Below are 24,760 nucleotides of genomic sequence, written 5' to 3'. Positions count from 1 at the left end.
ATTTTCCTTTCGGAAACGTACATATATTATTTATTACGATCTTCTTGAATACCATCAGCTGGTTTAGAAGAACTATCTTCCTTTGGTAAATCTGAAACTGTCGGATCTGTCGTTTCACCAACAATTTGTTTTTCTAACGAAGTAGAACCTGAAGTTTCAACTGCTGCTTCTGTAGTACCAGCTTCATCAGTAGAAACAACTTGTGTATCTTCATTCGTTGCATTTTCATTATCTACGTTAGAATAACTTTTACGCTCCGGTAAAGTTCCGTGATCTCGTAAGTGCTCGATTTGTTGAGCATCTAAAGTTTCTACTTCGAGTAATGTCTCTGCAATTAAAGTTAATAAATCGCGTTTTTCCGTTAGAATTTGTTTTGTACGTTCATATTGCTCAACAATAATGGATTGCATTTCTTTATCAATTTCGTAAGCAATAGAGTCTGAATAATTTTGTTCAGAATTAAAGTCACGACCTAAGAATACATTTCCACCTTGGCTTGAGCCAAACTGCATCGGTCCTAGTTTATCACTCATACCATATTCTGTAACCATAGAACGAGCAATACCTGTAGCACGTTGGAAGTCATTATGTGCCCCTGTCGATACTTCCCCGAAAGTAATATCTTCTGCAACACGACCACCAAGTAGTCCAGCAATTTTATCTAAAAGCTCCGGTTTTGTCATAAAGTAACGATCTTCTTTTGGAAGCATTACTGCATAACCACCAGCTTGACCACGAGGTACAATTGTTACTTTATGCACTTTTTCTGCTTGATCAAGAGTTAATCCAACAACTACGTGACCAGCTTCATGGAAGGCAACGATTTTGCGTTCTTTTTCAGAAATGACACGGCTTGATTTAGCAGGACCTGCTATAACGCGGTCAGTAGCTTCATCGATATCAGCCATATCAATTTTCCTCTTATTACGACGAGTTGCAACAAGTGCCGCTTCGTTTAATAAGTTTTCTAAATCGGCTCCTGAAAAACCAGGTGTACGTTGAGCAATCGCTTTAAGATCTACATCATCACGTAATGGTTTGTTACGTGCGTGTACTTTTAAAATCGCTTCACGTCCCTTAACATCTGGACGACCAACCGTAATTTGACGGTCAAAACGTCCTGGACGAAGTAACGCTGGGTCTAAAATATCTGGTCGGTTTGTAGCAGCAATAATGATAATCCCTTCATTTACGCCGAAACCGTCCATTTCAACAAGTAATTGGTTTAACGTTTGTTCACGCTCATCATGACCGCCACCAAGACCAGCTCCACGTTGACGACCAACTGCATCAATTTCATCAATAAAGATAATACATGGTGCATTTTTCTTAGCGTTTTCAAATAAGTCACGAACACGGCTCGCACCGACACCAACGAACATTTCTACAAAGTCAGAACCTGAAATTGAGAAGAAAGGAACGCCAGCCTCACCTGCTACAGCACGGGCAAGTAACGTTTTACCTGTTCCCGGAGGACCAACTAATAATATCCCTTTCGGAATACGCGCACCCATTTCAGTAAATTTACGATGATCCTTTAAGAAATCAACTACTTCCACTAGTTCAGCTTTTTCTTCATCTGCACCAGCAACATCATTGAAGCGTACTTTTTTCTTTTCGGAATCATATAATTTCGCTTTACTTTTACCGAAGTTCATCACTTTATTACCGCCACCTTGAGATTGACTCAATAGGAAGAAGAATAAAATGATAATAATTACGAATGGAATAATCCCGGTAAAGAACTGTACCCAACCACTCGTTTCAGGTGCTGGTAAAAATTTGATATCTGGATCATTTTCAACAGCATCTGTTAATTTTGTCATTAAAGCTTGATTATCTTGTGGAAGATTAACAGTAAATGTTTCACCATCTTTTGCTCCTGTTAAAGATCCTTCTACTACAAGCACTCCTGCATCAGGTTGAATAGTTGCAGATTCAATTTTACCTGTATCCAACGCATTTAAAAACTCATGATAAGTTAATTCTTTAGAAGGTGTATTACCTCCATTAAAAGTACCGAAAATACCGATTATTACGAGAAAAATTAATAAATAAAATATGGTGTATCGAAATATTCGATTCATCCCCAGCCTCCTCACAACATAACAGAAAAACTATAAGTAAAATCTTATCATATCATTATTTCATCATACAACGAAAAGCACCGGTAAAATGCGTTATTTACATTTTTTGTCGAAAATTCTACAAATCTCTATTAGAATGAGTAAACTTCTCTTTTTAAGATACCGATGTATGGTAAGTTACGATATTTTTCTGCGTAATCTAAACCGTATCCAACAACAAATCCATCTGGAACTTCAAAACCAACTATATCCGCTTTCAAGTCCACTTTACGTCCAGATGGTTTATCTAAAAGCGTAACGATTTTTATCGACTTTGCTTTACGATATTTGAATAAATCTACTAAATAGCTTAAAGTTAAGCCGCTATCGATAATATCTTCAATAATAATGACATCACGACCTTCAACACTTGTATTTAAGTCCTTTAAGATTTTTACTTCCCCAGAAGATACCGTCGCATTTCCGTAGCTAGATACATCCATAAAATCCATCTCTACATATGATTCAAAACGCTTCATTAAATCTGTCATAAAAGGCATTGCACCTTTTAAAACACCGATTGCTAACGGGAACTGTTCCTTATACTCTTCTGTTAACTGAGCTCCTAGTTCAGCAATTCTTTCTTGAATTTGTTCTTCTGAAATTATAATTTTTTCAATATCATTTTGAATCATGGGTGGTTCCTCCTTGAATTGTTCAAACACCTAAAGCAATAAAATGATTTATTGCACATTCCTTAATAAAATCTGTTCATCTGTTCAAAACTTTAATCGTTTTTGTTTAACTTTATACCCAAAAATTAATGAAAATCGTTCTATTTAATAATACCTTAATTAAGTAAAAAATCGTTACTATTTTCTTTCAACAATAAGGATAAAATCATCCACGATTTGTTTTCTTGTCGATAGTTTTTTACTAACCCGAACACCAATAACGGCAAGTACCTCATCGTTCGCATCGACAAGTACTGGCCATTGTTCTCGATCTTCCAAAGGTATTTTCTCATCAATAAAGAGTCGAGATAATCTTTTTTGTTGTTCCATACCTTTTAACAAAATACGATCTCCGCTTTTTCTAGTTCTTATATAAAGCGGTGTACTAATCAATTCCGAACTGAAGTAATACGTAGTGGAGTTATTCTCCGGAGTGTGTACTACTTTTGAGGCTTCTCCTATGTATAATCGAATGCCGTTTTGCAGTTGGATCCATTGATTCATGACAACTTGTTGAATGTTGTCATTTACATTTATTTTTTCACTTAATTTTTCAAATACAACTTCATCGTATTTACGATTTGCGATAATTTGCTCCGGTAAGTCAACCTTTGCACTACCATCTGTTGATTTGCATAAATTTAAAATAGAGGACGTCATTGTAAGCCCTTGGGTAAAATTAGAATTATTATAAATATAGTTTAATAGTATTAAAATGATTCTTCTTTGTAAAGCAACTGGTTCTTTCTGTAGCAAGGGAACAGATAATGTGTATATCTGATTGTCTTTTTGATTTACAATATGGGGGAAACGCTCTAACGCTAAACGGTTTAATAATTCATCATCTTGCTGTAAAGTTTCAGCAAAGTGGACTGCGTGGGAAGAAACATGCACATTTTCCTTTTTCAATAACGGTACAATATGGTGGCGGAAGCGATTACGAGTATAATCGTCCTTCTCATTGCTTGCATCTTCTCTGTAAGACCCTCCATTCCCTTCTAAATATTCCCTTATTTCTTCTTTTGTAACCGCTAAAAAAGGGCGAATAATTGTTCCAAAGGAAAAATCCCTTTTAGAATAAATTCCCTTCATACTACTTATGTTACCGGATTTAGTTAAAGCCATTAAAATTGATTCCAATTGATCGTCTGCATGGTGTGCGGTTACTAGTTTATTGATTTGATGGGTTTTCATCATCTCTTCAAAAAACGCATAACGCTCTCTACGGCAAATGGCCTGGGAGTTGCCCCCCTCTTCCTGTAGTAATTGTGGAATCGGAATTGCGGTACTAAAAATAGGAATATTATGTTGATGGCAAAACTGTTCTACAAATAATCGATCTTCTGCAGATGTCTCTCCTCTAAGCATATGGTCTACATGGGCAACAAATAATTCAATTTCTAAATTATGTTGAAACTTCTTAAAAAAATGTACTAACCCCATTGAGTCAATGCCACCAGAGCAAGCAATGAGAAGACGGTCTCCTTTTTTTACTAATTGTTGTTCATTTATATATTTTTGTACTTTTAATTCGAACGACACATCTTCTCACCTCTCTATAATCTTACTTAACTGTTTCATGATATTCCTTTACTTAAAGGGCTAAATACAGCCCACTTCGGAACTACATGGGAAACTGAGAACATAATCACCGTACAATCATCATCTACTGGATATAAATTCCCAAACTCCTCCATTACATCATACAAAATAGCTTCAATCGGTATTTCATTTTGAATACGAGATTTTAATAAGTTAACTAAATATTTTTCTTGTTCCTCCCAATCAAACTCACTAGAAAAGACACCGTCCGATACCATCACAACAAAATCATCGGCTAATAAATTGACTTTCTCAGTTTCAATTGAAAACACAGGCATAAATCCAACGGGTGCTGCTGCCCCATCTACCTTTAATAACCTCTCTCCACGTAAAATGTAGGTAGACATACTGCCCGCTTTCCATGACCATAATGCACCCTTTTGTAAGTCCACAAGGGCAAAGTCAATCGTTGCATACATATCGACTTCTCTATTCAAAGACATGACATAATGCAACGTATGCATGGCCGTCTCTGGATTCATATTATAGCTTAAACATTCTCTCATTAAACGGACTAATCGTCTGCTTTCACGCTGCGCCTCCCTACTTTGCCCCATACCATCAGATAACATAACAGCTACAAGTCCAGGGTGAATATGGAAAATGGCATGGGTGTCGCCGGATACCCAAGCAGAATTTTTAGCTCTACTATATATATCATACTCTATTTCATAGCGAACCGCTGAACGAAAACGTATTTGTACGTGGGCAAATGGTACTTTTTGATCTGATATTTTTTCAACTTGAAACGGCTCTGAAAATACATCATATAAAATAGGCAAAATAATTCTCTCACATAGTAAATATTGATCCTCGTGGGTTTTATTTTTATTGGCAAAGGAACAAATAACAACTCGCTCACCAACTGTATTATTTAACACATCAATTTGGAAGCAATGAACTTGTGCTCTTTTTAGTTGGTATTCTAATTCCTCTTCAATTGTTTTGAAAGATAATGTTTCGTCCTTCATATCTTCCATTAATTTATTTAAATGATTGCTTAAATCCCTTAATTGAAGGGCAATCATTTTCTTCCCATGATAAAATTGACCATTCATTTTATCGTTATATAATTGATGATCTAACTCTTCCAACAATTTTGTAGACTTTATACATTTAAGCTTAATTCGCTCTTCTGCCATCATTTGTTCTGATTCTTTTATTCCAGACTTTGCAACGAACCAATCTTCAATCAACGGTTCCATTGAATTGCTCTCTCCCCAGCAGCGATCGTAACGAAAACAGCTCATACAAGTCGCACACGGTTCAATTTTTCGTGCTTCACTTATTGTTTCAGTGGAAGTAAATCGGTCAAATACTAACTCCTTCATAAATAAAACAAAGTTTTGAAAGGACTCTAATTTTTCACTCGTATGTTCAGTGAGCCATTGTTGTCGCTGGAGTAATACTTCATCTCGTTTAGGATGAATCATATCATGTAAAAATGTAAACATACTTTGAGGGAGTGCGAAAAACACAATCCCGACAACCGCAATGGAAACAAAGTAGACCGTATCAAGTGGTAAGGTGGCATCGTAAAAGAAAAAGAATATACTTGGTATTAAACTTCCTATTACAACGCCTATTCGTCCAAGACCACTAAACAAACCTGCTACAACACCGGTCATTGCATAAACTGATATCATTCCAGTAAAGGAGAGCTTCGCTATTCCTACTAGGGCTCCGACGATAGTTGCCACCATGGCCGCAATAGGAACCCCCCCTGCGAAAGCAGCAATACAAATAGCTAAATGTAGTAAAAACGGATACAATCCAAAATAAGAAACGACAACCGATTGAACACCGGTTAAAACCATCGCCAAGATTACAAGGCCAGCTCCTACTCGCTCATAGCTCCAACCAATCGTCCAAAAGCGGTGAGGTTGGACAAAAAAGAGCTTTACAAAAATAGTCATTAAAAAAGCTAAAATAACTTCATAATAAATATAAAGTTGAACAATTAAGGGTGGTATAGCAAGGTGGACAACGCCTTGCCAAATAAATTGTCCAAAAAAGATTGCTAACCCAACAGATACACCCGTCGGAAATTTCCAAAATTTAAATCGAGTAATGAGTTCATACAAAACGAGCTGCAATCCTAAAATTAGCGCTTGTCCTAAACTTAACGTGAATGCACCGAGTAAGCCTCCGATTAACACAGTCCATTTTTCATTTTCGTATCGTTGTTTCACAATTGCCCAAAGAGGTAATAAAAACGGAACGGCCGCTTCAAACATTACCGCTCTTGATAGAAACAACGCTAACAAAAAAAAGAAAATATGAATAAAGAAATTTACTTTTTTAATAGAGAAACGCTCCGTTAAATTTTGCCATGAAGATTTTTCATTGATCATTTCAATATTAGCCATTTTTACATCTCCCTTAATTTATAGTGTTAGCGCCTATTATATAAAAGAGATTGTGTAAAATTTGTCTAGTAGTGAAATAATAGAATTAAAATTGTTCGACGTAATCTTTGGTAAGACAACAACTCCAAAATAACTGTCGGAATATTGAACGATCGTTAGAGAAACTCTTTCTTTCAAGCGATTACAAGAGTACACTAACATAGGGAAAAGATTGATTGATTTTTTGGAGGCCATTTTTATGTTAAAAAAATTATGGGTGCTTGCTCTTTTATGTTCAACCGGCTCGATTTTAGTCGTTTTAGGTACCATTCTAAAAGTACACGTTATCCTTCAGCTCGCTATGTTATTATGCGGATTAATCCTTTGTGTTGTAGGGATTTTTGCATTAATAAAATCTTTATTAGACGAAAAAAGTAAATAAATGAAGAGCACCTTTGCTCGTAGCGTAAAATTTACATAACAAAAGTTAAAAATAAAAAAGACTATTAGTGACGTTGTTATCACTAATAGTCTTTAATCTATATTACACTTTTTCTACGATTAAAACAGACAGCAAACTACCCTCTTCTAGCTCCACGGCCACCGCGTTTTGATTCAGTTGCACGTTTTAATGTTGCAAGACGCTCGTCACTATCTTTTAAAAATCGTGCCATTTTTTGCTCGAAGCTTTCTTTTGATGGACCTTGACGATCGTTTGAGCGATTATCACGTCGTGGACGACTTGGACGTTCAGGTTTTTCAGCTTGAGGCTTCGCTTTTCGGATTGATAAACCAATTTTACCATCCGCTTCAACATTCATCACTTTTACTTCAACAACATCCCCAACTTTAAGATGCTCGTTGATATCTTTCACATAGTTATCAGCAACTTCACTAATGTGAACTAGGCCTGTTTTGCCATCTGGCAGCTCAACGAATGCTCCAAAATTTGTGATTCCTGTTACTTTACCTTGTACTTTGCTGCCTACTTCAATTGACATAAAAAAAATGCTCCTCCTTAAAATTTAAGCGGCTATTTAGCCCGAAATCAAATTTAGTGTTACGTGCAATAAATCAATTCACGTTTCTCTTTTATTATAGCCAACAAAAAAAGAGTGTCAACAAGACAACTCTTTTTCTATCGACCCAAAAACACTTTTATTTTTAACTTAAAACGAAAGAACTATACATCCATAACCATTATTTGTTATTTCCGTCAGCCTTTTCACCATCATCTTTGTCTTCATTCGGGATAGTAAAAATAATTTCACCATCATCAGATAAAAAATATTCTTTACGTGCTAATTTCGCAATATATTCATCATCTTCTAGTTTGGCAATTTGTAATTTAAGCATATCCTGCTGTTCTTTAACCGTATCAAGCTTAGCAACAATTTCTTCTTTTTGCTGTTGTTTCTCTTCTAAACGGTGATGTTGTGTTATATAAGAACTAACTAAAAACACTAACGTCACTGTGGCAAGTAAACCAAATACAACCATCCTTCTACGGAAAAGAACTTTTTGTCTTTTTTTATATTGGGCTTTGCTATCTGATGATCGGACATAGTCATTTTCAAGCGTTCGAACATTATTTTGTTGTCGTTGTCGATTATAACGCTTCACCATATCCGTCACCTCCTCAAATTTCTGTACTCTATATTATACTTTTAATTCAACTCTTTTTAAAGATAGTCCTTCTAATTTTTGTATAAAATTTTCGTAAATGTTTTTCTAGGAATTTATTATATAGTTTGTAAAACGGTTTTAAGATAAATAAAATAATACGAACAATTAGTTTAAGAATACCAGTAATAATCGAATAAATGAATCGAATAATAGCAACAATTGGTTTAATTATAAGAATAATAAATACTCGTCCAATAAAACGAATTGGTCTCTGAAAAATAGATTCGTAAAGAAAAATACCTAGCAATTGTGATAATGGGTCGACTAAACGCCATTCTCCACCCTTTATAATAAATAAAATATAAAATGTCAGGGCACCTAATAGTGCCCATACAATTAGCTCTACTCCATACCCCATTTTTCTTATAATAGACTTCGGGCTTAAGGCGCTCAGTAGATAGCGTGTAAAATCCACTATTGCGCCTACAAATAAGCCACTAATTACCATTATTAATATACTAACAACTTGTTCATTAATGGTCATCCAAATAATTTATGGAGGAAGCCTTTTGATAAACCATTTTCTTCATCATCATATTGTAGTAGTTTTACATTTCCTTCCAAAGTCAGTAAACCTTTATCGACGTCTAAATGGACAATTCGTAATTCCTCGCCACGGATTAATAAGTGGCCTTGTGCTGTTCTAATATAAAATTCCTCTTGGTCAAAACGCTCAATTTCCTTAACTGAAGTCATGTCCATTCTTTTTCGATTTCGCACTGTCACAAGATGGTCCCCAGATGTCATTGTGTAACGATTACTTTCTTGATGTAGTGTCATATCGTTCCTCCTTTTAGTGTTATTGTGATTGTTCTGTTCACTTTATGCTAAAAAGAAAAGAAGCATGACAATAAATTTTGTCATGCTCTAGAAATTTACTATTTTTTCCCTTACAGGAAATGTCAGCAAATAAGAAAATTATCTATTCTTCATCATCAATAAATTGAGGTTCAATCTTATCAAGTTTTTCTTCTTTAAGAATTGTGAACATGTTTTGGGCATCTTCTTTACGCACATTTTCCCTCAAATCTTCAACACGGGCAGTCACAACTTTTTGACCAAATCGAATAGTTAATTCGTCTCCAACTTTTACCGTGCTACCTGCCTTTGCAACTTTTCCATTGATTGTAATTCTTCCTTGATCTGCTACTTCTTTTGCTAAAGTACGTCTTTTAATTAATCGAGAAACTTTTAAAAATTTATCTATTCGCATCGACTAGTTCTCCTTTTTTTCTAACGTTTTTGCTTCATTCCAAAATTCATCTAATTGTTGTAACGTAAAATCAGCAAAGGTTTTACCGCTCTCTAATACCTTTTGTTCCACATATTGAAATCTACGAAGAAATTTCTCATTCGCATGAATCATAGCTTCTTCTGGTGAAATTTTGTAAAAACGGGCAATGTTAACAAGGGTAAATAACACATCCCCAAATTCGTCTAAACGGGATTGAGGAGCACCCTTTTCAACTTCATCCTTGAACTCTTTCCATTCCTCTAAAAACTTTTCCCATGCTCCTTCTGCATTTGGCCAATCAAAACCTACAGAGGCCGCTTTCTTTTGATAGTTATAAGATGTTTGTAAGGCAGAGGTTGGACGATACTCACCTTTTAATAGTGACTCCTTTTGCTCGCCCTTTTCTTTCTTTTTAATAGCGTCCCAATTTGCAACTACTTCATCCGCATCTTCAACGTTGACGTCACCGAACACGTGAGGATGTCTACGAATCATTTTCTCACTAATTGATTCCAATACTTCCTCTAAATTAAAATAACCATTATCTTCCCCGATTTGGGCATGTAAAAAGACTTGTAACAATACGTCACCAAGTTCCTCTACCATTCCAAAATCGTCCTCTTCATCTATGGCAGCTAAAAACTCATGGGCTTCTTCTAATAAATATTTTTTTAAGCTTTCATGGGTTTGTTTTTGATCCCAAGGACAACCGTTCGGACCACGTAACGTAGCGATAATACGTCTAAATGTCGTCCAATCGCGTAGCGCGTCTAAATCATTTTCAACCGGTGGTACATAAATCGTCGTTAAATTATTTATTTCGACCTCTTGATCCAATTCATATAACGGAACCGTTGTTAAACTTTCTAAAGAAGAGCCTGCAGCGGTTACGACTGTAACAGGATAATCATCACGATATTTTTCCATAAGGGTTAACTTCACTTCTGAAGCACTAAAGGAATCGTAAACTTGGGCAATTAACACATGTCCGCGCATGTTGACATCGTGAATCGAAAAATTCGTCCCATCTAATAATTGAAACCCTTCAATTGGATCAATTTTTAATGCACCAAAAATTGGATCTAAGAAGCTTTGGCCACCTTCTATGTTCAATTGAACTTTTCCTTGTCTCTCCGCTTCAATTAATAATTGCACTGTTTGTTCTGCCACTAACGGATGTCCAGGGACAGCATACATAATAGGTTCTTTACTAACAGCACTAATTAATTGTTCCGCAATCTCTTCATAAACCGGTTGAAATGTATCATATTTTTCATAAACAGCATCAAAACTAATGAACGCCATTCCCTCTTTCTGTAAATCTTGTATAACTGGGTGATCTATCGTTCGAACATAAATTTTTTCAACTGTTTTTAATTTTTTATAAACACCCATTTGTAGCTGATCAAGTTCAGCTGCTCCTAGGCCGATAATGGTTAATTGATGCATCTTTTCACCTACTTCTTTTTATTTAACAATAACTGATAACGAGCCATTTTTCTTCCAAAGGGCAATAAAAACCATTCCTTTACCGCTAGCATTTTCGTCTTTGCCACAATCGTTAAATAAACAAATGCTCCAATGCAAATTAAGCATCCCCCAATAATGACTGATTCCATTCTACCTGTGACAATAGGAATAACTGCCTGGATCACTTGATCCACCAAAGCAACAACGAATATCATACTACCGCTTGCTATACATAATTTTATGTAGAATGCTTTAGTTGCTAGTTTACTATGGACTAATTGTTTTAAATAAATCATAAGTAATCCGGCGCTTAAAAATAATGCAATATTGCTTGCTATCGCCGCCCCTAACACATCCCAATTCGGTATAAAATAACAATTCCCTATATACTTAAGAAGTATTGCACCAATTAATATTAGAGCTGGAATTTTCAGCTTATTCATTCCTTGTAAAATCGCGGTTAACGGTAATATGACCGATAATGGGACGATTTGTAAAACATATACCATTAATACATTGGATAATGCATTTGTTTCAAACAACATTTGATTTACATAAGGCATAACAATTACTAATCCAATAGACGCGGCAACTCCAAGTAAAATAGAGGCGCGATAGGTTAACTGGATAAACGGATTAGGTCCTCTACCGCCCTTTTTCTTTGACTGGAGTGCCACTAAAGGGACAATGGCAAGGGAAAGGGAAGAAGCGATAATAATCCCAAGTTGAACAAGTGGCTGTCCTCGGTCGTATATTCCCTTCATCTCCATTGCCTTAATAGATTCCATTCCATTATGGAGCAAAGTAGAAAAAACGGTAAAGGAATCGATTAATTGAAAACAAAGTAGAAGTAAACTGCTCATGCTAACACTTAAGCTTAATATCGTTACTTCTTTCAGTATTGGCCAAGTTCGCTCTGTTTTTTTTAATTTTTTCGGAACAATTTGGACTTTTTTACTGTAATAAAGCAATAAAATAACCGCTGCTATTTCACCTATCACTGTTCCAAAAACTGCCGCGTTTCCAGCCGCATATAATGATTTATTTGTATGCATAATAATGATTGCCCCGACTAGTATAAATGCGACTCGAATAAATTGTTCAAATACTTGTGCATACGCAACCGGCTCCATTTTACCTTGTGACTGAAAACGCCCTTTCATTAAAGCTAACATCGGCATAAAGAGTGTCACAAAAGAACCCGTTTTAAGAAGTGGAGCCAACTGTAGATCACCCATTAATTCCGATAAAATATTAGCTCCGAAAAATAATAAACAAAAGAAAATGATAGACAACAGTGTTAAGTAATAAAAGATTGTTCGAGAGATAAACCCTTTTCTTTCAACTGGATGAATACTTGATTCAGCGTCTGCTAACATTTTAGAAATGGCAACGGCAAAACCACCAGATGCCCAAACAACAAAGAAAGAAATAAATGGATAGACTTGTTGGTATATATAAAACCCTTGATCTCCAACTAAGTTTTGAAAAGGTACCCGATAAACTGCACTTAATGCTTTAACAATTAAGGCAGCAATCGTTAATAGCAACGCTCCCTTCATATATCCTTTCATGCCAAAATTATCTGCCATATTCACCCTATCCTCCATAACAATGCCAATAGTATAACATGAAATGTGAAACAAACTCGATTTACAAGAGATACGACTATTTCGTAAATATTTCATGTTTTTTAAAACATAAAAAAACGCCTCTATCATTAGAGACGTTTTTTTCTTTATTAGTTTTCCATTTGTTTTGCAAGGAAGTTTGCTGCTGTTTCAGCAGCCTTTTGTTCCACTTCACTTATAAAATGGACTTTTGATAATAAATAAACCGCGCCAATAGCATCCCCATTAGAAATAATAGGTGCTACACAATAGGATTTCACTTGTTCATATTGTCCTGGCACAAGTTCAATTGTCGCTTCTGTCTTTTCTAAAACTACAGAACGTTGCTTCATAAAGTCTTCCGCGAATACGGATAATCGACGGTTCGTATATTCCTTTTTCGATAATCCAGCTACTGCTATCATTTCATCTCTGTCACTAATTAAGGCAGGTGTACCTACCGTTTCATATAATGACTCAACATATTCTTTTGCAAATTCACTTAAATCATTTATTGGTGAATATTTTTTTAAGATAACTTCTCCTTCACGGTCTGTGTAAATTTCTAAAGGATCTCCTTCGCGAATACGCATTGTTCTACGAATTTCCTTTGGAATAACTACGCGACCTAAATCATCAATACGACGGACAATTCCCGTTGCTTTCATACTTTATTGCCTCTCTTTCAGAATCAAATTTCCTTTACATTGATAGTATGGTTATTAATTGGTCAATGTATGCAAAAAGTGAATGAAGAGGATAAAATTCTAATGTCGGGCAATAAAATGGAAAACATGGACAAGTTTTTGCTATATCGATATAGATAAATAAGCTTTTCTATTTTTGGACAATTTCTTTTTTAGATTTTGCAGCGATTTCAATCATTTGTTCTAAAACATCAAAAGGTTGGTAGCTTCCACATTTTTTCTCATCAATCGTCAAAGTTAATTTGGCACCGTCCATGATAAAACCAACTGCTCGATCAAATTTCATTGACTCAGAGACGATGTAACTACCATCCACATTTTTTGTTCCTTCTTCAGAAAAATAAATCGAAATCATTTTTTGTTTTTCCTTAATAGCTGTTATTCCAGCTTCTATTGCCCACACTTTCATACGGGCAATACGTAATAACTTTTCTGTTTCTACTGGTAAATCACCAAATCGATCTAACATCTCATCCATTATTTCCGTATAGTCTTCTATTTGTTCCATCGATTTTATACGTTTGTACATTTGAATTTTTTGATAGCCATCTGGTATATATTGATCCGGAATATATGCATCCACATGTAAAATAATTTCTACATCTGGTCTTTCTTCTTTCACTACTCCAGTTTGACGCTCTGCTATTGCTTCTTCTAACATTTGAGAATATAAATCAAATCCGACCGAATCAATGAACCCATGTTGTTGTGATCCTAATAGATTTCCCGCGCCACGAATCGATAAATCACGCATCGCAATTTTAAAGCCAGAACCAAGCTCTGTAAATTCTTTTATAGCTTGCAATCTTTGCTCCGCTACATCTGTTAGCACTTTATCTCTTTGATACATGAAATAAGCGTAAGCGATGCGATTTGAACGACCAACTCGACCACGTAATTGATACAACTGGGATAGACCCATACGATCTGCATCATGGACAATCAGTGTATTGACGTTAGGCATATCTACACCCGTTTCAATAATCGTTGTCGTTACAAGTACGTCATATTCGCCTTCAAGGAAGTTTAAAATGATGGACTCCAATTGGGATTCCGTCATCTTACCGTGGGCATATCCAACCCTTGCATCTGGCACAAGCATTTGGATTTCCTCCACTTTTCGAGTCATATCCTCTACCCGATTATAAAGGTAAAACGTTTGTCCTCCGCGCGCCATTTCCCTTTCAATCGCTTCTCGCACAAGGGCACCGCTATATTCCATTACATATGTTTGAACTGGGAAACGATTTTGTGGTGGCGTTTCGATAACCGATAAATCCCTTACCCCGACCATCGACATATGTAATGTACGTGGAATTGGTGTAGCAGTTAATGTTAAAACATCAACATTTGTTTTCAACTGTTTAATTTTTTCTTTATGGGTTACCCCAAATCGTTGTTCTTCATCCACAATTAATAAACCTAAATCACGGAACACAACGTCTTTCGATAATACCCGATGCGTACCGATTACAATATCAACGGTTCCGTCTTTTAAACCTTTTAACGTTTCCGTTTGTTGTTTTTTCGTACGGAAACGGCTTAATAGACCAATATGAATCCCATAGTCCTCAAAGCGTTCCTGCATTGTCTCAAAATGCTGTTGGGCTAAAATTGTTGTCGGTACAAGAAAGGCCACTTGTTTCCCATCCATTACTGCTTTAAACGCTGCACGAATAGCTACTTCTGTTTTACCATAACCAACATCACCACACACAAGGCGATCCATTGGACGTTCCCGTTCCATATCCCGCTTTACTTCGAGAATTGAACGTAATTGATCTTCTGTTTCTTCATATGGGAAAGCGTCTTCAAAAGCACGCTGCTCATCTGTATCAGGAGAAAAGGCATATCCCTTCTCTGCTTCCCGTTTTGCATAAAGTTTAATTAAATCATCCGCAATATCTTTAACAGCAGAGGATACTTTTGCCTTCGCTTTTTTCCACTCGGCACCACCAAGTTTATGAAGCTTCGGTTCTTTCCCTTCAGAAGCAACGTATTTTTGAATTAAATCAATCTGTTCAACAGGCACATATAACTTATCATCTGCTCGATAGCGAATATTTAAATAATCTTTATGAGTACCATTTACTTCAAGGGTTTCAATACCAATATATTTCCCTATACCGTGATGAACATGTACGACATAATCACCAGGTTTAATTTCGGTATAGCTTTTAATCCGTTCTGCATTGGACATTTTTTGCGGTCTACGGGGCTTTCTTTTTGCCTGTTGTTTAAACAGCTCATCATCGGTTACTACCGCAATTCGTTGTAATGGCAATTCAAAACCAGAAGTTAACACCCCATCAACTAAATAAATGCCTGGTTCTGTAGGCGCCCCTAGCAAACTATGAATGTTGTATTCTTCCAACATGCTTTGCAGTTTTTTAATTCGTTCTTTCCCATCTGCTACAAACAATACTGTAAATTTCTCTTGTGTCCATCGCTCTATTTCATTTTGTAAAAGGCTTATTTGCCCGTGGAATTGTTGCATTGGTTTACAAGAAAAGTTTGTTGTTTTTTTAAAGGTAATACCCGAAAACGTTCGAGCGAATAAAGCAAAGTATATTTTTTGCTGGTCTAACATCGAATGAACTTCTTTAAAAGAAAAGGAAGATTTAACGTCATGAACAATTTTCCCTTCTTCTATTAGGGAAATAAACCATTCTTCTTCCTCCCGTTCCCATGCATCCATTACTTCTTGAATTCGTCCAAGCTCATCGAATAAAACAATGCCATCCTTCGCAAAATAATCCCCTAGGAAAGTTTGTTCATCATAAAGAAGGGATCCATATTTCGTAATATGATCAGGAATATTTCCTTGTCGTAGCATTTCAATATCATATTGGATATTTTGATATAACAGTTCTTGCGTTTCTTGTTTTTTTATTTTCTTCAAACTTTTACTTAAGGAGTTCTCTAGTCTTTCTGCTAATTCAGCCCGTTGACTTGTTGTTAACAATAGTTCTGAAGCCGGTAAAATACGAACGGAGTCCAACTTTTCTATGGATCGTTGATCGTCTGCAGAAAAAGTACGGATTGAATCGACTTCTGTATCAAATAATTCAATACGAATAGGCGACTCTGCATATGGCGGATAAATATCTAAAATCCCTCCACGTAATGCAAACTCACCAGGTGTTGTAACCATTTGGCTTCTTGTATATCCCATCGTCACCAAATGTAATAGCCATTCTTCAATTTCGATATCTTTCCCTATTACAGCTTCTAAATAATAATTTTTCCACTGTTGTACCGGTGTCATCATTTTTCGCATTCCAGCAATCGGAATGACATATATTGCTTTCTCCTGCTTCACTAATAGATCAAGGGTTGCGATACGTTGCGCCTTCAATTCCGGCGATGCAATTGTCATATCCGCTGCGATAAATTCATCTGCAGGATAATAATGAACAAACTCTTCCCCAACTAAGGAGGATAAATCATCAACTAATTTTTGAGCTTGTAAAAGATTGGCCGACAATATATAAAGAGGCTTATTCGTTTCCTTGAATATTGATTGAAAAAAAACTGGCCTTGCACTTCCTGTTAAGCCCGTAATAAGTTGAGAATCATAATTTTTTTCTCCAATTTGATTAATTAAACTATTTATATGTTTATCTTGAGAGAATAGTTGATGAAATACGTTCATTCATAAACCTCCTTCCATCATTCATACTTAATTTATGTAATCATTAATCAATTACATGTAAAATAACCGCTTTATTTTTATTTTCATAAATAAAGCGGAAAAAGTGGGTGACTTTAATAAAATAAGTCGCCCACATATTTGCAGTAATACAAAAAATGGTTTTTCTATGTTTTAAACGCTACTTTTATTGCAACCATTTTTTCAGTGCGTAATAATCGGGAAATTGTCTCAATGAATCTTCACAATGTTCACAAATACAATGCACTGTTGTATCACCGTGCTCATTTTTTTCAATATAATCGTCTACTTCTCCCACTTCGAATAAATGCAACTTACGTATAGTTTCATCCGCATCAAAGGGTAATGTCCCAATTTCCGTTTCACAATGACGACAACGATAACGAACAGGCATTAGTATCGTCCTCCTTTAAGTATGTAAAAGCATACGCTTTCTAATACTCAAAGTATTGACCTAATTTTGCCTATTTATGCACCGTTAAATTCAGTCATCACATCTAGAAATTTTTTGGATAGTGATGATTCTACTGCAGCGACGGTTTTATTAACGGCTTCATCAATAATTGGATCCTCTTCTTTTGAAAATTTTGCTAATACATAATCCGTTACTTTCATACCAGCAGGTGGTCGGTTAATCCCTACTCGAATTCGATTAAACTCTTGTGATCCTAAATGTTGTATTAACGATTTAATTCCGTTATGGCCTCCAGCACTACCTTTTTGTCTTAACCGGAGTTTTCCTGTTTCTAAATCTAAATCATCATATATTACAATGATGTCTTCTATATCAATATCAAAATAATCCATTAACGGGCGAACACATTCACCTGATAAGTTCATATATGTTAAAGGTTTTAACAAAATGACTTTCCCTTCAGGCCGATGAACAATGGCATACATTCCATTAAATTTTAATTGATTTAACGGAGAATCCCATTTTTCAGCTAATGCATCAATGCATTCAAAGCCAATATTATGTCGTGTATGTTCATATTGTTTCCCAGGATTCCCTAATCCAATAATTAATTTCATAATTGACTCATCCTTTTTTCACTAATCGTAGCTTATTTTATCATACGCTGTGTTGAAAAAGAAAAAACAAGTTTTGTTTATGTAATTTTCCTTTTGTTTTCAAAATAAAAATGTATGAGCATCAACTCATACATTTTTTGATTAACTTTCTGATTCGGGTGCTTCTGTTGCTTTAATATCTTGATTTTCATCGTCACCTTGTCCAGCTGTATCATCATTTACCACTACTGGAGGTGTAACGGTCACTACCGCCTCTTCATCTTGATTTAATATTTCGTATTGGACACTACTACGAATATCTCCTACAGAGATGGAATCATTCATCGTCAAATGGGAAATATCCACGTCAATTGACTCTGGAATGTCGGACGGTTTCACTTTAATTTTTAATACTCGTAATGGTTGAGTTAAAACGCCGCCTTCTTTTACACCGATTGCTTCGCCAATAGGAGTAATCGGCACTTCCACTTCTAATTCTTCTGACATATTAATGGATAAAAAATCTACATGTTTTACTGTCCCTTTTAGTGCACATCTTTGTACTTCATTTAAAATAGCGTTTAATTGTTTTCCTTCAACATCAATTTTAAATACTGCTGTACGTCCATATTGTTGGACAGCTTTTGCAGTATCCTTGTAATCAATTGATACAGGAATCGTATCGACATTATATCCGTAGATTACTGCCGGTAATTTCCCTTCATTTCGTAATTTCGTTAAAGAAGAACGAGCTCCTTTATCACGGCGAGTCGCTTGTAATACTATATCCAAAAAAATCGCTCCTTTCAGAAAATCATGACTTATACTATTATGTCTATTTTTCTGAATACTAAACTCTTTTATTGGACAAATTTGTATATTAGATTCACGTTAAATTCCAATTTATTTATATCTCAATTATACTAGAACATAAAAAAGACAAGGCTACTAATATAGCCTTGTCTATCTATATGGGATTAATCGAATAATGTACTTACAGATTTGTTTTCATATACACGAGAAATAGCTTCTGCCATTAAATTCGCTACTGAAAGTTGTTTAATTTTTGGAGACACTTTATCTTCAGTCAGTTGAATTGTATTTGTTACTACTAATTCTTTAATTGCTGAGTTTTCAATGCGCTCAATAGCTGGACCTGATAATACAGGGTGAGAACAACATGCATAAACTTCTTTCGCACCTGCCTCAATTAATGCATTTGCACCAATTGTAATTGTACCTGCAGTATCAATAATATCATCAATTAAGATACAAACTTTTCCTTCAATGTTCCCGACAATGTTCATAACTTCCGCCACGTTTGGTTTTGGACGACGTTTATCGATAATAGCAATTGGAGCTTTTAAACGCTCTGCCATTTTACGTGCACGAGTAACTCCACCGTGATCCGGAGATACAACGACAAGATCTTCTGGATTTAAGTTTTTGGATTTGAAGTAAGTAGATAAGATCGGTACTGCTTGTAAATGGTCAATTAAAATATCAAAGAAACCTTGAATTTGTGGTGCGTGTAAATCTAATACGATTACACGGTCAGCACCTGCAGTTTCTAATAAATTCGCTACTAATTTCGCTGTAATTGGTTCACGAGCCTTCGCTTTACGGTCTTGGCGTGCATAGCCATAATAAGGGATGACTACATTAATTGTACGAGCAGAAGCACGTTTAACAGCATCAATCATAATTAAAAGTTCCATTAAATGTTCATTTACAGGGGCAGAAGTCGATTGAACGATGAAAACGTCACAACCGCGGATACTTTCCTCAATACTAATTTGAACTTCTCCATCACTGAAATGTTTAACAGATGATTTCCCAAGTTCAACACCCATCAATTCCGCAATTTCTTGTGCTAAAGGGTAGTTAGAATTTAAAGAGAAGATTTTAAGTTTTGTGTCAGCATATTGATACGGCATGATGGCCTCCTAATAGTTTTACAAATTTATTTTGAATTTAATTTCTTTGCATAATCAAGTTTATTTTCTTGTCTAGAACGCGCGATTGCCAACGCGTCTTCTGGTACTTCTTTCGTAATCGTTGAACCAGCTGCTATAAACGAACCAGCACCTAATTTAACGGGTGCCACTAAATTTGAATTACATCCTACAAAAACATTATCTTCAATTACTGTTTTAAATTTATTTTTACCATCATAGTTAACTGTGATTGAACCACAACCGATGTTTACATTGTTCCCTACTTCCGCATCACCAATATAGCTTAAGTGGGAAACTTTTGTATCATTACCTAGCGTGCTTTTCTTCACTTCAACAAAGTTACCAATTTTCACGTGGTTTCCTAATTGAGAATCAGGACGTAAATGGGCAAATGGACCAACCGCAGTATCTTCTCCTACTACACTATCTGTTGCAACAGAATTTTGTACGATAGAGCGATCACCAATTTGACTATTAACAATTGTAGTATTCGGACCGATAATACAATCACTACCAATAATCGTCTTTCCTTCAATCATTACACCAGGTTTGATGACAGTATCACTACCAATTACTGCATCTGCACTAATAGAAGTAGTAGATGGATTAATAATCGTTACACCATTTCGCATATGCTTCTCATTAATACGAGCACGCATAATTTCTTCCGCTTGTGCTAATGCTACACGATCATTAACACCTAACGTTTCATCAAAATTGGAACAAGTATATGCTGATACAATTTCACCTTGTTGTTGTAATATTTCAATGACATCTGGTAAATAATATTCACCTTGTGCATTTTCATTTTTAACAAGCTTTAATGCTTCAAATAATGCTTTGTTATCAAAGCAATAAGTTCCAGTGTTAATTTCATTAACTAACTGTTGTTCAGGTGAAGCATCTTTTTGCTCTACAATTTGTTCTACTTGGCCATTAGCACCACGAATTACACGACCATAACCTGTTGGATTGTCAGCAACTGCCGTTAAAATCGTCGCTTTTGCCTTTTGATTTTGGTGATGTTCATATAGCGCTTTCATCGTTTCAGGACGAATTAAAGGAGTATCTCCACAAACAACTAACGTTGTCCCTTCCAATGAACCTAAAATCGCCTCAGCTTGAATAACGGCATGAGCCGTACCAAGTTGTTCTTCCTGAAGTACATATTCACTTTTATCGCCCAATTGATCTTTTACTTTATCCGCTCCGTGACCAACAACAGTAACAATACGGTTCACATTCAAAGTTTGAATGTTTTCTACAACATGTTCTACCATTGGTTTTCCACATACAGGATGGAGCACCTTATATAATTTGGACTTCATGCGAGTTCCTTGACCAGCAGCCAAAATGACTGCAAAAATGTTCGTCATTCTAAGTCCTCCAATTTTCCTCATATTCTCTTATGACTATATAGTAAATTCACCCGATTTTCAAGGCTTCCAGACTTGACAAATCCATGACATCCTCATTTGGTATTTCCTTCATTTTTTCTATTACTTTTATACATGAAAAAAGAGACTACTCTAGGTAAGTAGTCTCTTCATCTTTACATTATGCATTTGCCTCTTCAAGTTGAAGTGCTTCTTCTTCACTAGAAGCATGATAAGCAGCTAATACTACATCTTGAAGTTTATTTCTTGTTTCAGAGTTAATAGGATGTGCAATGTCACGGAATTCTCCGTCGGGTGTACGCTTGCTTGGCATAGCAACAAATAACCCATTATTTCCATCAATCACTCGAATATCATGAACCACGAATTCATCGTCTAGTGTGATGGAAGCAATTGCTCGCATGCGCCCATCAGTTTGAACACGTCTTAATCTTACGTCAGTAACTTCCATTCTCTCACTCCTCTCATCTAGGATGCCTTTTAAAGATATGATTCTACAAAAATTTCTTTTTTCCTTCTTCTTTTATAAAATTTTCGAAAAAATGAGAAATATTTTTTATATAAAAAAAATGACGAACTACTACTAAAGTAATTCACCACTTTTTCTTGTAAACTAGTTTATTCCACTACTGCAATTACTTCAATTTCTACCTTTACATCCTTTGGTAATCTAGCTACTTCTATTGCTGATCGTGCAGGTTTGTGATCTCCAAAATGATTAGCATACACTTCATTCATTGCTGCAAAGTCATTCATATCTGCTAAAAAGACAGTTGTTTTTACAACATGATTTAAAGAACTACCTGCTTCTTTTAAGACAGCTTTCAAATTTTCAAATACTTGATTTGTTTGAGCTACAATGTCGCCTTCTACTAATTCACCTGCTGCAGTTAACGGAATTTGACCAGAGCTATAGAACATTCCATTTACAATAATTCCTTGAGCGTATGGACCGATTGCTGCCGGTGCATTGTTCGTTGATACAGTTTTCATTTTATATGCCCTCCTTTAAAAAGTAATTCCCTTCACTTAAAGCAATGGTACGATCTTTTTCATTTACGGCATGGAGTTTTACTAATGAATAATAATCATCAACAAGCGTTTCATCTGCATGTTCTGCTTCTACAAGAACAGCAATCCCTGCAAGTTCACAATCAAACTCTTCCAATAAATTTTTCATTCCATTCATCGTACCCCCAACTTTCATAAAATCGTCGGTTATTAGCACACGTTGCCCACTCTTCATGCTACGTTTAGAAAGCACCATCGTTTGAATGCGACGGGAAGAACCTGAAACATAATTAATACTTACTGTTGAACCTTCTGTTACTTTACTATCTCGACGGACTACGACAACTGGAACATTCAAATGTCTAGCAATTGAATGAGCGATAGATATTCCTTTTGTCGCTACTGTCATAATGACATCAATATGTTGATCAGCAAAGATGCTAGCGAATACTTTCCCTACTCGATTCATAAGCTCCGGATTACCGAGTAAATCCGTCATAAACAAATATCCACCTGGCAATAAGCGGTCTGATTGGCTTAGTTCTGAAATTAATAATTGAATAATATCCCGAACTTCTTCCTTTGACATTTTAGGAATATATTTTACCCCACCTGCCGCACCAGGTACTGTCACCAACAACCCGATTCCTTTTTCTTCAAACGTTTCTTTTACAATCGTTAAATCTTCGCTAATTGAGGATTTAGCCGATTGATAAGTTTCAGAAAAATAAGTTAGCGGGATCAGCTGATGTGGATGCTCAAGTAAATAATAAGTCATATCAACTAGCCGTTCACTTCGCTTCCATTTCATGCGATCCTCTCCTAAACATTAAATTTGTACTTCAAGCTTTTTTGATTTTTTATACCCATACTTTTATTAATCAAGCAACTTTCAATAGACGAATAATTTATAGAAAAAGTATCATAAATGTACGCATTTAAGCAAGTGAATTTCTTTCCCCTAATAAACGAACTGCAAAAACTTCATCACAAAAACCTCGTAAACCATTATAAATACGAGGAAGTCTTGATTCGTTATCAACTAATCCAAATACAGTTGGACCACTTCCACTCATTAAAACTGCATCCGCGCCAAAACGTTTCATCTGTTCTTTAATCATGACAACTTCTGGATGAAGTTCAAAGGTAACGGATTCAAGAACATTCCCTACCGATTCACACATCATGAAATAATCATTTTTTTCTATCGCTTCAATCATTTGCTTTGTATTAGGGTGCTCAATCTCATCAACATTCAGTCCACCATAAACTTGTGCTGTTGATACGCCAATTTTCGGTTTAGCTAAAACGATCCAGCATGTTGGTGGTGCGGGAAGGTGATGAATTTTTTCTCCCCGTCCAGTTGCTAATGCCGTCCCCCCATAAACACAAAAGGATACATCCGAACCAATTTTAGCGCCTAATTCAGCTAACGTATCAATAGATAAATTTAAACCCCAAAGCTCGTTCAATCCTTTTAACGTTGCAGCTGCATCACTACTGCCACCAGCAAGACCAGCTGCAACCGGAATTTCTTTATCAATTACAATTGTAACGCCTTCTTTTATCCCATATGTATCTTTAATTAATTGGGCAGCTTGATAAGCTAAATTTCGATTATCATCTGGAATAAATCCATTAGTAGAATTGATTTTAATTTGCCCATCCTTACGGGACTCTAGTCCAATACGGTCTGATAAGTCAACCGTAGTCATAATCATCTCTACTTCATGGTAATTATCAGGACGTTTATATAAAACATCTAAAGTTAAATTTATTTTCGCTGGCGCTTTCACATAAAGCATACCGTGTCCTCCTCAATTGGCAACCAAATCTATAGTGAAACCCTTTTTGTTTTCATTTTAAAAATTAGTATAAGTTAACCATAAAAAGGTCCCTTATGTAGACAGTCTCATTACTTCCATATATTTTACCATAACGGAATCAAAAGTGTCTCAAACCCGTGTTACGAAATAGTTTAAACGTTTTTTTCAATAGTTATCAATGAAAAAGCCAATAAATCCATTTCAGGATTTATTGGCAAAATGTTAACTACTACTTACTTTTGATTGTTTTGGTTTTGCTGTGCTAGACCTTGTTCGGCCATTTCAATTGCTCGCTTTACCATATTACCTGCATCACGTGATTTTATTCCGCCCCAGCCTTCACGTTCGACTACATCATAAAATCCGAGTTCCTTGGCAATCTCTTCTTTTAGACGACTCGACATGATTCCTTTTCTTCTGGCCATGC

The 24,760-nt window shown here is 35.7% G+C and carries 24 protein-coding genes; 1 reads left to right on the top strand and 23 read right to left on the bottom strand.

Features of this window, described 5'->3' with window-relative positions; all coding sequences use genetic code 11:
- Positions 1-26 precede the first annotated feature (26 nt).
- From ftsH to MHH69_RS19130, 4 genes are all read right to left on the bottom strand, one after another.
- Positions 27-2,087 carry an ATP-dependent zinc metalloprotease FtsH gene (gene ftsH / locus MHH69_RS19145; protein WP_122972266.1) on the bottom strand — a complete coding sequence of 687 codons (2,061 nt, stop codon included), beginning with the start codon at positions 2,085-2,087 and terminating at the stop codon, positions 27-29.
- Between the two features lie 131 nt (positions 2,088-2,218).
- Complete coding sequence (hpt, locus tag MHH69_RS19140) at positions 2,219-2,761, bottom strand: hypoxanthine phosphoribosyltransferase (protein WP_122972267.1); 543 nt, start codon at positions 2,759-2,761, stop codon at positions 2,219-2,221.
- A gap of 177 nt (positions 2,762-2,938) precedes the next feature.
- Positions 2,939-4,342 carry a tRNA lysidine(34) synthetase TilS gene (tilS, locus tag MHH69_RS19135; protein WP_341362931.1) on the bottom strand — a complete coding sequence of 468 codons (1,404 nt, stop codon included), beginning with the start codon at positions 4,340-4,342 and terminating at the stop codon, positions 2,939-2,941.
- Between the two features lie 35 nt (positions 4,343-4,377).
- On the bottom strand, positions 4,378-6,771 hold the full coding sequence (locus MHH69_RS19130; protein ID WP_341362930.1) for a SpoIIE family protein phosphatase: 2,394 nt from the start codon (positions 6,769-6,771) through the stop codon (positions 4,378-4,380).
- Between the two features lie 238 nt (positions 6,772-7,009).
- On the opposite strand from MHH69_RS19130, the gene MHH69_RS19125 reads away from it, so the two are divergent.
- A complete protein-coding gene (locus MHH69_RS19125) occupies positions 7,010-7,192 on the top strand; it encodes a hypothetical protein (RefSeq protein ID WP_341362929.1) in 183 nt (60 codons plus the stop codon).
- A 136-nt stretch (positions 7,193-7,328) separates the two neighbouring features.
- On the opposite strand, the gene MHH69_RS19120 is transcribed toward MHH69_RS19125, so the two are convergent.
- The 19 genes from MHH69_RS19120 to MHH69_RS19030 form a co-directional block, all read right to left on the bottom strand.
- Positions 7,329-7,751 (bottom strand): S1 domain-containing RNA-binding protein, encoded by a 423-nt coding sequence (locus MHH69_RS19120; protein WP_122972271.1) that lies wholly within the window; start codon positions 7,749-7,751, stop codon positions 7,329-7,331.
- Positions 7,752-7,950: 199 nt separating this feature from the next.
- Positions 7,951-8,376: an FtsB family cell division protein gene (locus MHH69_RS19115; protein WP_341362928.1), complete on the bottom strand. Its 426-nt coding sequence runs from the start codon at positions 8,374-8,376 to the stop codon at positions 7,951-7,953.
- Positions 8,377-8,422: 46 nt separating this feature from the next.
- Positions 8,423-8,920: a spore cortex biosynthesis protein YabQ gene (yabQ, locus tag MHH69_RS19110; RefSeq protein WP_122972273.1), complete on the bottom strand. Its 498-nt coding sequence runs from the start codon at positions 8,918-8,920 to the stop codon at positions 8,423-8,425.
- Positions 8,917-9,216: a sporulation protein YabP gene (gene yabP, locus MHH69_RS19105; RefSeq protein ID WP_122972274.1), complete on the bottom strand. Its 300-nt coding sequence runs from the start codon at positions 9,214-9,216 to the stop codon at positions 8,917-8,919. The genes yabQ and yabP overlap by 4 nt, the downstream gene beginning before the upstream one ends.
- 142 nt (positions 9,217-9,358) lie before the next feature.
- Positions 9,359-9,649, bottom strand: coding sequence for an RNA-binding S4 domain-containing protein (locus tag MHH69_RS19100; RefSeq protein ID WP_122972275.1), 291 nt, complete (start codon positions 9,647-9,649; stop codon positions 9,359-9,361).
- Positions 9,650-9,652: 3 nt separating this feature from the next.
- A complete protein-coding gene (gene mazG / locus MHH69_RS19095; RefSeq protein WP_341362927.1) occupies positions 9,653-11,119 on the bottom strand; it encodes a nucleoside triphosphate pyrophosphohydrolase in 1,467 nt (488 codons plus the stop codon).
- 8 nt (positions 11,120-11,127) lie between these two features.
- Entirely contained in the window at positions 11,128-12,732 is a 1,605-nt protein-coding gene (locus MHH69_RS19090; RefSeq protein ID WP_122972277.1) for a putative polysaccharide biosynthesis protein, read from the bottom strand.
- A gap of 149 nt (positions 12,733-12,881) precedes the next feature.
- On the bottom strand, positions 12,882-13,418 hold the full coding sequence (gene spoVT / locus MHH69_RS19085; RefSeq protein ID WP_122972278.1) for a stage V sporulation protein T: 537 nt from the start codon (positions 13,416-13,418) through the stop codon (positions 12,882-12,884).
- Between the two features lie 169 nt (positions 13,419-13,587).
- On the bottom strand, positions 13,588-17,112 hold the full coding sequence (gene mfd, locus MHH69_RS19080; protein ID WP_341362926.1) for a transcription-repair coupling factor: 3,525 nt from the start codon (positions 17,110-17,112) through the stop codon (positions 13,588-13,590).
- Positions 17,113-17,296: 184 nt separating this feature from the next.
- Positions 17,297-17,524, bottom strand: a complete 228-nt coding sequence (locus MHH69_RS19075) for an anti-sigma-F factor Fin (RefSeq protein ID WP_122972280.1) — start codon at positions 17,522-17,524, stop codon at positions 17,297-17,299.
- 74 nt (positions 17,525-17,598) lie between these two features.
- On the bottom strand, positions 17,599-18,162 hold the full coding sequence (gene pth, locus MHH69_RS19070) for an aminoacyl-tRNA hydrolase (protein ID WP_122972281.1): 564 nt from the start codon (positions 18,160-18,162) through the stop codon (positions 17,599-17,601).
- Positions 18,163-18,303: 141 nt separating this feature from the next.
- Positions 18,304-18,933 carry a 50S ribosomal protein L25/general stress protein Ctc gene (locus tag MHH69_RS19065; protein WP_341362925.1) on the bottom strand — a complete coding sequence of 210 codons (630 nt, stop codon included), beginning with the start codon at positions 18,931-18,933 and terminating at the stop codon, positions 18,304-18,306.
- 185 nt (positions 18,934-19,118) lie between these two features.
- A complete protein-coding gene (locus MHH69_RS19060) occupies positions 19,119-20,078 on the bottom strand; it encodes a ribose-phosphate diphosphokinase (RefSeq protein ID WP_122972283.1) in 960 nt (319 codons plus the stop codon).
- A 26-nt stretch (positions 20,079-20,104) separates the two neighbouring features.
- Complete coding sequence (gene glmU / locus MHH69_RS19055; RefSeq protein ID WP_122972284.1) at positions 20,105-21,475, bottom strand: bifunctional UDP-N-acetylglucosamine diphosphorylase/glucosamine-1-phosphate N-acetyltransferase GlmU; 1,371 nt, start codon at positions 21,473-21,475, stop codon at positions 20,105-20,107.
- A 181-nt stretch (positions 21,476-21,656) separates the two neighbouring features.
- Positions 21,657-21,947: a septation regulator SpoVG gene (gene spoVG, locus MHH69_RS19050; protein ID WP_122972285.1), complete on the bottom strand. Its 291-nt coding sequence runs from the start codon at positions 21,945-21,947 to the stop codon at positions 21,657-21,659.
- A 167-nt stretch (positions 21,948-22,114) separates the two neighbouring features.
- Entirely contained in the window at positions 22,115-22,489 is a 375-nt protein-coding gene (locus MHH69_RS19045; protein WP_122972286.1) for a RidA family protein, read from the bottom strand.
- A 1-nt stretch (position 22,490) separates the two neighbouring features.
- A complete protein-coding gene (gene purR, locus MHH69_RS19040) occupies positions 22,491-23,318 on the bottom strand; it encodes a pur operon repressor (protein WP_122972287.1) in 828 nt (275 codons plus the stop codon).
- Positions 23,319-23,445: 127 nt separating this feature from the next.
- Positions 23,446-24,312, bottom strand: coding sequence for a 4-(cytidine 5'-diphospho)-2-C-methyl-D-erythritol kinase (gene ispE, locus MHH69_RS19035; RefSeq protein WP_122972288.1), 867 nt, complete (start codon positions 24,310-24,312; stop codon positions 23,446-23,448).
- A 254-nt stretch (positions 24,313-24,566) separates the two neighbouring features.
- Positions 24,567-24,758, bottom strand: coding sequence for a small, acid-soluble spore protein, alpha/beta type (locus MHH69_RS19030; protein WP_122972289.1), 192 nt, complete (start codon positions 24,756-24,758; stop codon positions 24,567-24,569).
- Between the last annotated feature and the right edge of the window lie 2 nt (positions 24,759-24,760).

This window comes from Ureibacillus sp. FSL E2-3493, assembly GCF_038077515.1.
GTDB lineage: Bacteria > Bacillota > Bacilli > Bacillales_A > Planococcaceae > Ureibacillus > Ureibacillus halotolerans.
The sequence above is the reverse complement of the archived record's forward strand: the minus strand, read 5'-3'. Positions and strand labels throughout refer to the sequence as shown.